The sequence below is a fragment of the Alteromonas sp. ABV2_168 genome (assembly GCF_056161165.1).
The window spans coordinates 160,348-173,819 of record NZ_JBSWYQ010000009.1 but is presented as its reverse complement, the minus strand read 5'-3'; the positions used below and the strand labels follow the sequence as shown (position 1 = coordinate 173,819).

General features: G+C 48.7%; 10 protein-coding genes. 5 read left to right on the top strand and 5 right to left on the bottom strand.

Annotated elements, in window-relative coordinates:
* Nucleotides 1-6: 6 nt before the first annotated feature.
* Nucleotides 7-1,740: an alpha-amylase family glycosyl hydrolase gene (locus tag ACXAH4_RS14525; protein ID WP_474882392.1), complete on the bottom strand. Its 1,734-nt coding sequence runs from the start codon at nt 1,738-1,740 to the stop codon at nt 7-9.
* Between the two features lie 567 nt (nt 1,741-2,307).
* Here ACXAH4_RS14525 and thrA point away from each other — a divergent pair.
* From thrA to ung, 4 genes are read left to right on the top strand one after another with little or no spacing between them, the layout of a single operon-like run.
* Complete coding sequence (gene thrA / locus ACXAH4_RS14520; RefSeq protein ID WP_474882390.1) at nt 2,308-4,773, top strand: bifunctional aspartate kinase/homoserine dehydrogenase I; 2,466 nt, start codon at nt 2,308-2,310, stop codon at nt 4,771-4,773.
* A gap of 16 nt (nt 4,774-4,789) precedes the next feature.
* Nucleotides 4,790-5,740 carry a homoserine kinase gene (thrB, locus tag ACXAH4_RS14515; protein ID WP_119502242.1) on the top strand — a complete coding sequence of 317 codons (951 nt, stop codon included), beginning with the start codon at nt 4,790-4,792 and terminating at the stop codon, nt 5,738-5,740.
* A gap of 18 nt (nt 5,741-5,758) precedes the next feature.
* Entirely contained in the window at nt 5,759-7,042 is a 1,284-nt protein-coding gene (thrC, locus tag ACXAH4_RS14510) for a threonine synthase (protein WP_474847614.1), read from the top strand.
* Complete coding sequence (gene ung / locus ACXAH4_RS14505) at nt 7,039-7,695, top strand: uracil-DNA glycosylase (RefSeq protein ID WP_474882388.1); 657 nt, start codon at nt 7,039-7,041, stop codon at nt 7,693-7,695. Before thrC ends, ung begins: the two co-directional genes overlap by 4 nt.
* Before the next feature lie 59 nt (nt 7,696-7,754).
* On the opposite strand, the gene ACXAH4_RS14500 is transcribed toward ung, so the two are convergent.
* The 3 genes from ACXAH4_RS14500 to tal form a co-directional block, all read right to left on the bottom strand.
* Nucleotides 7,755-7,931 (bottom strand): DUF3545 family protein, encoded by a 177-nt coding sequence (locus ACXAH4_RS14500; protein ID WP_303572827.1) that lies wholly within the window; start codon nt 7,929-7,931, stop codon nt 7,755-7,757.
* Between the two features lie 230 nt (nt 7,932-8,161).
* A complete protein-coding gene (gene pgi / locus ACXAH4_RS14495; RefSeq protein ID WP_474882386.1) occupies nt 8,162-9,811 on the bottom strand; it encodes a glucose-6-phosphate isomerase in 1,650 nt (549 codons plus the stop codon).
* A 30-nt stretch (nt 9,812-9,841) separates the two neighbouring features.
* Nucleotides 9,842-10,801, bottom strand: coding sequence for a transaldolase (gene tal, locus ACXAH4_RS14490; RefSeq protein WP_474882384.1), 960 nt, complete (start codon nt 10,799-10,801; stop codon nt 9,842-9,844).
* A gap of 351 nt (nt 10,802-11,152) precedes the next feature.
* Between tal and yaaA the strand changes: the two genes are divergently transcribed.
* Complete coding sequence (yaaA, locus tag ACXAH4_RS14485) at nt 11,153-11,929, top strand: peroxide stress protein YaaA (protein WP_474882382.1); 777 nt, start codon at nt 11,153-11,155, stop codon at nt 11,927-11,929.
* Between the two features lie 21 nt (nt 11,930-11,950).
* On the opposite strand, the gene ACXAH4_RS14480 is transcribed toward yaaA, so the two are convergent.
* Nucleotides 11,951-13,138 (bottom strand): pyridoxal phosphate-dependent aminotransferase, encoded by a 1,188-nt coding sequence (locus ACXAH4_RS14480; protein WP_474847620.1) that lies wholly within the window; start codon nt 13,136-13,138, stop codon nt 11,951-11,953.
* Between the last annotated feature and the right edge of the window lie 334 nt (nt 13,139-13,472).

Below are 13,472 nucleotides of genomic sequence, written 5' to 3'. Positions count from 1 at the left end.
CCGGCCTCAGCTGCCGGAAAAAATCATCGCACTGTAAGCCGTAAGATGGATAAGATTGTCATTCAGTTGCACATCGTTTGTTGTAATACCGTCCTGCCAGGCAAACAGGCAGGCTGCATCCGGCGGTATGCCATTTAACCGGTACCCTTCCACATTTGCGCCTGAAAAATTAATCATGACATAAACGTGTTTGTCATCAAGGCCATTGCTTCGTTTGTAGATCAGCACTTTGTTGTCATCGTCCTTATGCACAATTTCTGTGGCACCGCCGGTCAATGCAGCACTGTTCCCGTTTTTATTAGTACGTAAACCGACCAGTTGCTTAAATGCTTCTGCATACTCAGCAAAGCGGGTTTTGCGTGCCCAGTCGATATCACTGGTATCATCGAACCAACCGGACTCTTTAAAATCCTGCCCCTGGAACAGCATGGGTATGCCCGCGGTTGTGAGGGTAAGGACACCGGCTAAAATGCCTTTCTGACGGGCAAAGTAGTTGTCATCCACACCGCCCGGCGCTACTTCCTCAACCAGTCTGGCCTGACCGTTAGCGACTTCATCATGGGATTCGGTATAGACCACACTGGCAAACGGGTTTCCGCTGACCACTCTGGTAATCGCGTTAACCACCGTGCTTAAATCGACATAACTGTCTTCGGTTTTTGTCAGTGTATCGCGGACAGGATGAACGAAACCTGCGGCCCACTGTGCCGTATAGCCACAACCGCCCTTGTCTAAAGGATCGGTAATGTACTCATGACTGTGAAGATCTTCTGCAATGGTCATTTTACCCGGGCAGGACGTCTGAATACGGTGATTGATGGTTTTAATCAGATCGTAGGCTTCAGGGATATCGTCATCGCCGGTATCCGCACCGGACACACTGCGCATATAAGGCACCATATCCATCCTCAATCCGTCAGCTTTAAATTCGTTCAGCCACATCAGTGCATTGTCGGTGAGATAGTCCCGCACCTCCTGACGGCCATAGTCAGGTCGTGTATCTCCCCATGGCGTGGCGCTGCGGAAATCATTGTAGAAATAAATGCCGCCTTTATCGTTCTCGTGCCAGCCGTCAAACTGCCAGATATCCAGGTCGCCCGGGCCTAAATGGTTGTAAACCACATCAAGGATCACACCGATCCCCATGCCGTGAGCAGCATCGATAAAGGCTTTTAATCCGTCAGGACCACCGTAGGCCTCCTCTACTGCAAAGGGATAGGCAGGGTTGTAGCCCCAGCTGATATCGCCGGCGAATTCATTCACAGGCATGAGTTCAACCATCGTCACGCCCAGCGCTTTCAGTTCAGGCAGCTTTTCTATGGCCGATGCAAATGTGCCGTGGCCATCTTCGGGCTTATTAAACGTACCAATATGCATTTCATAAATGACGCGCTCATGAAGGGGGGCGGAGTCAAATTCTGTGTGTTGCCACTGATATTCATCATCGTAAATAACACTGTTTCCCACACTGTTTGTGACCTTGCGGGCACGGGGATCGTTTTTCAGTAACAGCTCATCCTGCAAGGTGGTGATAGCAAACTTGTATTCATCACCGTTTTTCGCGTTGTCAGCAAAACCAACCCAGATTCCGCCTTCACGGGATTCCAGAGGATTTGCAGTCTCATCCCATTCATTAAATGTTCCGGTCACACATACAGATTTGGCGTTCGGCGCCCACACTGCAAACTGATAACCTGACTCTGCCTGGCTGACGCCTAAAACTCCGTTAAACGCTGACATAAGGACTTTCTCCGGGAAAAATAAAATCTGATAGGGATATGTAAGCTGAGATAGCAAAGACAGTGCCGCAACGCGCCGGACGTTGCACCGGAGAGTACGGCCCTTTTTATACACTAATGATATGAAAAATATAAAGTTATTCCCGGGCAGAATTTCATTGCCCTGGCCTGAGCGGGGTGTTCATTGAGCTCCGGAAGAAAAAATTACGGAATGCTCCGGCAAAATGTACGCAATAAAATTCCCGTTTTTCCTGTCAAAATATGATGAATCGCAATATGAAAAGGCAGAAAAAGGCTCTCTTTAGGAGTAAATTGTCTGTTCTGACGGTGTTTTACACAGAAAAAGCAAAATCGCGGTTGACAGATAGACGTCTATACGGCAAATTGTCCGTATGAAAACAATGATTAGCACCACCGGCACGATGATTATTACCACCTCTTCGAGGGCGGTCGCTGGCTAGTGCGCAACATTGCAACCAGACATCGAAAGCCCGCCCTCACCAGGAGCGGGTTTTTTTTTACGCAATTGAGCGTTGATGTAGCAAAATAAAACCGAAAGGAGCATTACATGAAAGTCTTAAAGTTTGGTGGATCTTCTCTGGCCGACGCACCCCGATACCTGCGTGTGACTGAGATTTGTATGACCACCCACCAAACCGATGGCGCAGCAGTAGTGCTTTCTGCGCCAAAGGGCGTGACCAACGCGCTTTCTTCTCTTTGTGAACAGGCTGCCGCAGGGGATGACTTCCAGCCTCTGTTCGAAAAGTTAGAGCAAACTGTTCAGGGTATTGCTGACGAATTAAACACCACCTTAGATAACTTCGCCCACGACCACGTTTCTTCATTTATCTCAGAGCGCTTGTCTGCGCTTAAGCAACAACTGGAAGGCATTAAGTTGCTTGGTTGTGCTCCGGATTCTGTGGCTGCCGGCATCTTAAGTATCGGCGAATACATCAGTGTGACGCTGTTCAGTGCGATTTTGCAAAGTAAAGGTGTGGTTAACAGTATCATCGACCCGGTCGAATACGTGCTGGCACACGGCGAATATCTCGACAGCATTGCTGATGTGGCAATGAGTAAAGCCCGTTTTAGTGACGTAAAGAACGACGGTTCAGTATTACTGGTTATGCCCGGCTTTGTTGCTGTTAATGAAGAGGGTGAGAAAGTCACGCTTGGCCGTAACGGTTCTGATTACTCTGCTGCCATCCTTTCGGCCTGTATCGATGCAGACTGTTGTGAAATCTGGACGGATGTAGACGGTGTTTATAACGCTGACCCGAATCAGGTTGAAGGGGCTGTATTACTTGATAAGCTGACTTATCAGGAAGCCATGGAGCTGTCTTACTTCGGTGCCAAAGTACTGCACCCGAAAACCATTGGTCCTATCGCTCAGCACCACATTCCCTGTCTGATCAAAAACACCCTGAATCCTTCTGCGCCCGGCACGCTAATCAGTAACGAAGCCAGCGAGAAATGGACGTCAGTGAAAGGTATTTCGCAGCTCGATAACATCACGATGTTTAATGTTGCAGGACCAGGTCTCAAAGGCATGGTAGGCATGGCAAGCCGTGTGTTTGAGGTGATGAGTAACGCCAATATTTCCATCAGCCTGATCACCCAGTCCAGCTCGGAGTACAGCATCAGCTTCTGTATACAGGAAAAAGATGCGGCCCGTGCACAGCAACTGCTGGAAGATGCTTTTGCTCTGGAACTGCAAAACCAGTTGCTTGATCAGATTGAAGTGCGTCACGATTTAGCCATTGTTACCCTGGTCGGCGATGGAATGCGTCATACGAAAGGCCTGGCAGCCCGTTTCTTTGCTGCGCTGGCGCAAGCCCGTGTGAATAACGTAGCCATTGCTCAGGGATCTTCAGAGCGTTCCATCTCTACGGTTATCGAAGCGAAAAAGGCGAAGAAGGCGGTACGGGTTATTCACCAGAATTTCTTCTCCGATCGCCACACCATTGACGTATTCCTGGTTGGCTGCGGTAACGTAGGTAAAGAGTTACTGGGTCAGATTTCCCGTCAGCAACCTGCACTGTTGAAGCGCAATATTCAGTTACGTGTATACGGTATTGCCAACAGCCGCAAACTGCTGCTTAACGCGCAGGGCATTGATGTGTCAGGCGACTGGCAGTCTGCACTGGCAGCTTCTGAGGAGTCGTTAAGTGTTGAGCGTTTGCACCAGTTTGTTAACAGCAACAGTCTGGTAAATCCGGTGATTGTTGATTGTACCAGTCACGAAGCAGTCGCTTCACAGTACGTGGATATGATGGAGCAGGGCTTCCACGTAGTGACGCCTAACAAAAAAGCCAACACCGACACCATGGCGTATTACCGCCAGCTGCGCAGAACCGCGCAGAATACAAATCGCCAGTATTTATATGAAACTACCGTAGGTGCGGGCTTGCCGGTTATCGATAACCTGCAGAAACTGTTCGCTGCTGGTGACGTGCTGCATCAGTTCGAAGGCATTTTATCCGGTAGCTTATCCTATGTGTTCGGTAAGCTTGAAGAAGGTATGAGCTTGTCTCAGGCTACCAGTGCAGCAAAAGAAAATGGCTATACCGAGCCGGATCCACGTGACGACTTAAGCGGCATGGACGTGGCCCGTAAACTCCTGATCATGGCACGTGAGGCCGGCCTGGTGCTTGAATTGTCTGATATTCAGATTGAATCTGTGTTACCGGAAGGTTTTGCAGAAGGTGCATCAATTAATGAGTTTATGCAGCAGTTACCTGAGCTGGATGCAGCATTTGGTCAGCGGGTGGAAGAAGCCAAAGCCAACGACAGTGTATTGCGTTATATCGGCAGTATCGATGGCGACAAGTGTAAGGTAAACATTCAGGCGGTGCCGCTTACGCATCCTCTTGCGGCGGTGAAAGACGGTGAGAACGCGCTGGCAATCAGCAGTGACTATTACCAGCCTATTCCTTACGTTATCCGCGGCTACGGAGCGGGTGGTACGGTAACCGCTGCCGGTGTGTTTGCTGATATTCTGCGTACCATGCCGTGGAAACAAATGGCGCTGTAATTGAAGGATGAGTAGTATGAAAACCACCCGCGCTTATGCGCCAGCCTCCATCGGCAATGTAAGTTTAGGTTTTGATGTGTTGGGTGCCGCACTGGCACCCGTTGACGGCACTGAGTTAGGCGATGTTGTTGAAGTTAAAGATGCGGATGCATTTTCTCTGACCGCCACCGGCCCGTTTGCCCACAAGTTACCGGCTGGTGCCGATAACAACATTGTTACCTTGTGCTATGCCCATTTCTTTGAAGAAATGGTAAAAGCCGGCAAGCCCACCCGTCATGTTGAACTGATTTTGCATAAGAACCTGCCTATTGGCAGCGGCCTTGGCTCCAGTGCCAGTTCTATCGTTGCAGCCTTTCATGCACTGAATGCACACTTTGATTATCCCTTTGATGAGAATGCGCTTCTGTTAATGATGGGCGAACTGGAAGGGCAGATTAGCGGCAGCATTCATTATGATAATGTTGCTCCCTGTTATCTTGGCGGATTAACCCTGATGACCGGCAATGATGCCGAAGTGACGGTGAAATTACCGGTTATCGGCAGCTGGTACTGGGTTGTGTGCTACTCTGGAATAAGTGTTTCCACATCGGCGGCCCGGAATATATTACCGAAAGAAGTGGCGATGGCAAATACGCTGACTTTTGGTCGTCAACTGGGCGTGTTCGTGCATGCGCTGCACGCGCAGAACGCGGGCCTGGCAGCCAGTGTGATGCAGGATGTAATAGCTGAACCTTATCGCAAGTCATTATTGCCCGGCTTCGACGAGGCCAGAGCGTTCAGTATGGAAAATGGTGGATTAGCATTCGGGATCTCCGGTTCTGGTCCGACAGTATTTGCTGTCTGTGACGATGCTGAAAAAGCCGAAGCGATTCGTGAATGGCTGCAGGCCAATTACGTACAAAATGAAGATGGCTTTAGCCACGTTTGCCGGATCCCTGATAAGGGTGCGGTAGAGCAGCAAGTGTAAAGATTAAAGGTATCCCAGGTGGAATTAGTAAATTTAAAAGTAGCATCAGACACCGCTTCCTTTTCAGAAGCAGTAAAGCGCGGTTTAGGTCAGGAGCAGGGCTTATATTTCCCTACTGACATTCCGAAATTAGACGACATCGACGGCTTGCTCAAAAAGCCTTTCGTTGAGCGCAGCACAGAAGTGCTTACCGCCTTAATCGGTGATGAGCTGGGCGAAGGTACCATTGGCAGTATTGTTGAAGAGGCGTTTACCTTTCCGGCTCCTGTGGTCAGTGTAAATGACAAAGTCGCCACACTGGAATTGTTCCACGGTCCTACACTGGCGTTCAAAGATTTTGGCGGCCGTTTTATGGCGCAGGTGCTTTCCCGCATCAGCAATGGCGAACCCATTACCATCCTTACCGCCACGTCCGGTGACACCGGTGCCGCTGTTGCCCATGCGTTCCACGGTATCCCGAACATCAATGTGGTGATTTTATTCCCGAAAGGAAAAATCAGTCAGCTGCAGGAAAAGCTGTTTACCACGTTGGGTGATAACATTCATACCGTTGCTGTCGAGAGTGATTTCGACGCCTGTCAGGCGATGGTTAAACATGCGTTTGACGATCCGGATGTACGTGAAGGTTTGCATCTGAATTCAGCAAATTCTATCAACATCAGCCGTTTGCTGGCGCAGGTTTGTTATTACTTTGAGGCGGTTAGTCAGCTTACGCCGGAACAGCGTGAAGAGCTGGTTATTTCGGTGCCGAGCGGTAACTTCGGTAATCTGACAGCAGGTATGATTGCCAAGTCTATGGGCTTGCCCATTAAGCGTTTTGTTGCGGCAACGAACCTGAACGATACAGTTCCCCGTTACCTGAAAACCGGCGAATGGGCACCCAATCCGACGGTTGCAACCATGTCTAATGCAATGGATGTCAGCCAGCCAAACAACTGGCCCCGCATCGAAGCGCTGATTGAGCGTGGTTACCTGGATAAGTCGTGCCTGCGCGGTGAATGTGTCGATGAAGAATATACACAAATCGCCATGCGTCAGCTTGCGCAACAGGGATACACCAGCGAACCTCATGCTGCCATCGCTTACCGTGCGGTAAGTCACGATCTGACGGATAATGAGTATGGCCTGTTCCTTGGTACTGCACATCCGGCTAAATTCCGCGAAACCGTTGAGAATGTTCTCGGACAGCCTCTGAGCCTGCCTCAGGCACTGGTAGAGTGTTCCAGCAAAGAAAGCCAGGCTGTGCCACTGCCAGCTGACTACGAAGCGCTAAAAGCGCACATGTTCTCTATATTGAAATGACAACATGGCAAGATGTGCTGGGACCTGAGAAGTCCCGGCCTTATTTTAAATCACTGATGGCCAGGGTTGATGAGGCCAGGGCTGCATCAGTGGTGTTTCCTCCTGAACCGGATGTATTCAATGCATTCGCTCTCACACCCCTGAATAAAGTGCGGGTTGTGATCCTGGGACAGGATCCCTACCACGGGCCGGGACAGGCGCACGGATTATCTTTTTCCGTACAGAAAGGTGTAAAGCTGCCCCCATCGCTGAAGAATATCTGCAAAGAACTGGAAACGGATATTGAAGGGTTTTCTATGCCTTCTGATGGTGATCTCACGTCGTGGGCTGAGCAGGGTGTATTGTTATTAAATACCGTGCTGACGGTGGAGCAGGGGAAGGCACACAGCCACGCAAAGTTTGGCTGGGAAACGTTTACCGATCACGTCATAGCCGCCATTAACGAACACACCAGCAATGTGGTGTTCCTGTTGTGGGGCATTCATGCGCAAAAGAAAGGCGCTAATATCGACAAACAGCGACATCTGGTACTGGAAGCACCACATCCGTCTCCGTTGTCGGCCTACAAAGGTTTTTTCGGGTGTCAGCATTTCAGTAAGACAAATGCCTGGCTGCGCAAACACGGGCAACCTGCCATTAACTGGCAGATATAAAAACCTGCAGGGTGATATAACGAAAAACGGCCACCTGATATCAGGTGGCCGTTTTCATTTTATCTTTCCATCGATTCCAGTTCGTACTCAAAACCGTAGTCGATTTCTGCCAGTTCTTTTTCCAGTTTGAACCTGTCCTGTAAGGCTTCGATCTCTCTCCACTTTCTTTTCTTGCTTTTAGTTTTAGCCGGAGTTTCTTCAATATTTAACATCGCAAACAGATCTGACTTATCCACTAGGATCTCCTTTTGTTTACCACTAACATCAGTGTCAGAGTTGAATGTTTTTTCATCCTTCTGACTACTTTTGTATCACAGTCGACACGATAATAAAATGATTAAATTTACCTTTTATTAACAAAATGTGACGATTGCATGACAGCGTGTGGTTTGCCCAATGAAAACGGCCAGTAAAAACCGGCCGTTTGTCAGATGCACTTATTTGGCGTGAACCAAATTAACTTTCCTTAAGTTGGTGCATTGGCGTTTCTGAAGCGATTAATGAGTTGCCGGGTAGAAGCGTCAAACGCATCGTCTTCTGCTTTACCCTGAATGCCGTCAAGAACCTGATTACCAAGTACTTTCCCTAACTCAACACCCCATTGATCAAAGGAGTTCACCTGCCAGATAACGCCCTGGACAAATACCTTATGTTCATACATTGCAACCAGCGCGCCAAGTGTTTGCGGATCCAGTTTTTCGAACAAAATTGTATTGCTGGGTTTATTACCTGGCATCGTTTTGTGCTGAGCCAGTGCTTTGCGCTCACTTTCATCAGACACCTTACCTTCAAGATCAGCGTAGCATTCTTCGAAGGTTTTTCCCTGCATAAGTGCCTGAGTCTGACCAAAGCAATTCGATGCCAGCATGGCGTGATGCGTGTCGTTCTGATTAGGCACATTCAGCGGCAGCATAAAGTCTGCGGGGATGATAGAGGTACCCTGGTGGATTAACTGATGGAAGCTGTGCTGACCATTTGTGCCTTCACTTCCCCAGATAACCGGGCCGGTTTCCCACTCAACCACATCGCCGTTCTGCGTGACCTGCTTACCGTTACTTTCCATATCAAGTTGCTGCACATAAGCTGGCAGTCCACGAAGATAATGATAGTAAGGCAACATGACGTGAGACTGTGCATCGAAGAAATTACGATACCAGACGCCGAGAACTGCAAGAATAACGGGCAGGTTGCTTTCAAATGGTGCATCACAGAAATGTTTGTCCATTTCATGGGCGCCTTCGAGCAAGCCTTTGTAGTTTTCAAAACCTAGTGCCAGTGCGATGGGTAAGCCAATCGCAGACCACAACGAGTAGCGTCCGCCAACCCAGTCCCACATGGGGAAAATGTTTTCTTCCGCAATTCCGAACTCAGTGGCTGCTTTGACGTTTGAGGATACGGCAACAAAGTGTTTTGCAATATCTTCCTGAGTGCCGCCCTGTTCCAGGAACCAGGCTTTCGCACTTAAGGTATTCTGCAACGTTTCCTGAGTGGAAAACGACTTGGAAGACATAACGATTAACGTTTCTTCGTGATCCAGAGACGTCAGCACATCATGAATGTGACAGCCGTCTACGTTTGCCACAAAGTGCACTTTAACGGCATCATGGGTGTACGGCTTCAGCGCTTCAGTCATGATTTTAGGGCCCAGGAATGAACCGCCGATACCAATGCTGACCACGTGTTTAACTGGCTTGCCGGTATAACCCTTGTGCTCACCGGAATGCACTGAAGCCGTAAAGGCTTCAATTTTGTCCAGCGTAACCAGCACTTCCGGCATCACATCTTCACCGTCAACCATAACAGGCTTGCCACTGAAGTTACGCAGCGCTGTATGCAGTACAGCACGTTTTTCAGTGTTGTTGATGGTGTCACCGTCAAACATGGCTTTACGGTGAGTGTCCACGCCCTGTGCTTTCGCCAGTGCAAACAAGTGTGCAAGCGCTTCTTCGTTAACACGGTTTTTTGAATAATCAATAAACAAACCACAGGCCTGCGCCTGCATGGTGTCTGCACGCTCAGGCTGCGCGTCAAACCAGTCACGCATGTGAGTCTTTTTGATGTCTTCTGCCAGCTTCGACAAATTAGCGAAAGCTGGCTGTTGGGTAAAATTTGTCATTGTCTGAATGTTTCCTGATACCAGCGAAGTTTATTGACCCAGTTTTTCTTTCAGCATGGTTTCCAGTTTTTCCTGGTCAGCTGCAAAGTTACGGATCCCCTCTGCCAGCTTTTGTGTCGCCATGGCATCTTCGTTCATGTCCCAGCGGAAACCTTTTTCGTCCAGTTTCGTGCCCGGTGTTGCTGTGGCGCCTTCGTCTTTCAGTTTCATAGGCAGCGCTTCGGTGCTGTTTTTGAGTTCTTCCAGCAGATTCGGGCTGATGGTCAGACGGTCGCAACCGGCCAGCGCCTGAATTTCACCAATGTTACGGAAGCTCGCGCCCATGACTACCGTGCTGTAACCATGCTCTTTGTAGTAGTTATAGATGCGGGTTACTGAAACCACACCCGGATCTTCTTCTGCGGTGTACTCTTTCTTATCTGTGTTTGCTTTATACCAGTCAAGAATACGGCCCACGAACGGGGAAATAAGATAGACACCGGCTTCCGCACAGGCACGTGCCTGAGCAAAGCTGAATAACAGTGTCAGGTTACACTGGATCCCTTCCTGTTCAAGAATTTCAGCAGCCTTGATGCCTTCCCAGGTTGAAGCGATTTTGATCAGAATACGTGACTTATCGATACCTTCATCGTTGTACAGTTCAACCAGACGTTTTGCTTTAGCAATAGTCGCGTCGGTGTCGAATGATAAACGGGCATCTACTTCTGTAGAAATACGACCCGGGATTACGCCGGAAATTTCTTTACCGATAGTAACAGCAAGCTTGTCAGAGGCATCTGTTAACTGCTGAGCCGGATCCTGTGACTGTAATTTGGCCCATGCCACTGCATCGTCAATGTAGCCCGCATATTCAGGGATACCTGCGGCTTTAAGTAAAAGAGACGGATTCGTCGTAGCGTCTACAGGCTCGTACTTTTTGATCGCTTCGATATCGCCGGTATCGGCAACGACGGTAGTGATTTCGCGCAACGCGTCTAATTGATTGCTCATCGTTTCTCTCTGAATGTGTGACCTAAATAAATGAACAGCCCGCCACCGGAAGGGGGCAGACTGATTGAATATGTTGGTTGTAAACAACTGAATCAACCACTATGTAGGGTTTGTATGTCCGGACGGTTAAACCAGATCGAATTTAGTAAATTTATAACAGACTGGCAGGTTAAATAACACAGCAAAGCGCTAAATTATCCCGCTATAGCGTATAAACATAACGGTTTGACCCCAATCTGGCAGGTAAAAGGGCAAAAACGCGGGGCAGACCGTGATATTCTTTGCGCCGGAGTTTGATAAGCCCGATGAATATGTTACTGCGGTGTCTGATAGTAAAGAGGAAATTGAATTATGTTAGTTGTTGTTTCACCGGCTAAGAATCTGGATTTTGAAACGCCGGTGCCGGTAGCGTCGTTCACGCGGCCTGCCATGTTGACATCTGCTGAAGCACTGGTAGAAACCTGCCGCAAACTGACGCCGGCAGACCTGTCTTCTTTGATGAAGATCAGCGATAAACTGGCGACACTGAACGCCAACCGTTTTGACTCTTTCACTACCCCGTTTACCAAAGACAATGCACGTCAGGCGCTTTACGCCTTTAACGGCGACGTGTATACGGGCTTAGATGCTTATTCATTGTCTGAGCAGGACGTGGAATATGCACAGCAACATTTAAGAATGCTTTCCGGCCTTTACGGTCTGTTGCGTCCGCTGGACTTAATGCAGCCTTACCGCCTGGAAATGGGTACCCGTCTTGAAAATCCTAAGGGTAAAAATCTGTATGAATTCTGGGGAGCAGATATCACCCTTGCGCTGAATAAGGCGCTGGAAGAGCAGGGCGATAATGTGCTGATTAATCTGGCTTCAAATGAGTACTTCAAGTCAGTTAAGGCGAAGTCGCTGGACGGCATGATCATTACGCCACACTTTAAAGATAAGAAAAACGGTCAGTATAAGGTGATTAGTTTCTTTGCTAAAAAGGCGCGGGGATTAATGGCCAGATATGTGATTCAGAAACGTATTGAAGACGTAGCGGGCTTAAAGGCGTTCAGCGAAGCGGGTTATGTCTTTTCGCCTGAACAGAGCACTGAGACGGATTTGGTTTTTTTACGGGATGAGGCTGAATAAGCCTCACCCCGCCACAGACACTTAAGCCAGTACTTTATTTAATGCGGCTACACAGGCATCGGTTTCTTCCGGTGTACCCACGCTGATGCGTGACCAGGAATCATAGCCTGGCCACGTACGGCCAACTACTTTGATACCTTCATCTTTCATCTTCGCAGCAAACTGGTCGTGGGGCATGCCGGTATCCACGTAGATGAAGTTGCCCTGCGGATTTTTCGCGTAAGGACGACCCAGTTCTTCAGCAACTTTCGTCAGTTTAGTACGCTCGGTTTTGATGCGATCGCGCATGGTGTTCAGGTTTGCATGGTCATCCATACTCGCCATTCCGGCCACCAGTGCCAGATAGTTAACACCACCCATACGCAGTTTTCCGCCCAGAGATTTAGCCTGATCTGCCGGCATAATGGCATAACCTAAACGTTGTCCTGCCATAGCATGAATTTTTGAAAACGTACGGCAGATAACCACATTATGACCTTCGGCAACCAGCTTAGACTGCACGTTTGCCGGATAGGCATCAGACATTTCAATGTAGGCTTCGTCGATGAACACCTGCGCTTTTTTCGATACCCGTTTGGCAAACGCTGTCAGTTTGGCAGGATCGACCATGCAGCCGGTGGGGTTGTTAGGGTTACATACGTACACAGCCGTGGTTTCGTCAGTAACTGCAGCTTCAATGGCATCTAAGTCGAAACCCATTTCTGAATCCAGAGGCACGTAGGTGACATTGGCACCCATGAACTCGGCGCCTCGGGGAATACCTTCATAAGTGGCCATTGAGGTAACGAGGTTATTACCGTTTTCAGTTATCCACTCTGCATAACCGAATAAAATAGGTGATGAACCATTCGTAACAACGATTTGGTCTTCAGAGACACCTTCCTGCGCGGCAATTTTCTTTTTCAGCACATCGACAGTAGCATCTGTGTAACGGGCGAGATTAAAAAGTTCACCCTGCATCGCTTCAACGGCCTTCTGTGAAGGACCAAAAGCATTTTCATTCGAAGACAGACGAACCAGACCGTCATTAACATTTGGCGTTGCAGACGGGAAATGTTCAGTTTTCATTCCCGCTGCCTGCAGTTCTTTTACACCGGTATCGAAACAACCCGTAAGGGCAACTGCACCCGCACCTAAACTAAATGTTTTTAACCATTTACGGCGCGAAGCACCTTCAGCAGAAATGTTCCCGGTTAATTCTTCAGACATGAGTTCCCTCTTATTTTGGGTAGTGGTAGTTGAATGACCAGTGTTTTCTTATTGTTATCACCTGGGTGTAAGTACTCATGTAATGCAACAGATATTCCAGAAACCTGTGAGGTATGCCGGTGGGCTGCTAATGGAGGATAAAGCGCTGTTTAATAGCGGTGAAGTGCCGGTTACAGCACAAAAGTCAGTGGCAGACGTGGGCCGGCAATGCAGGAAATGTTCTAATCTGATGCGGCACTTGAACCAAAATGGTGAAAGGCTTATCAGTAAAGGTAATAACGCTGGCTGTCTTTATATAAAGATGAAAGTGCGTACAGCGGAGAAGGGTTACTAA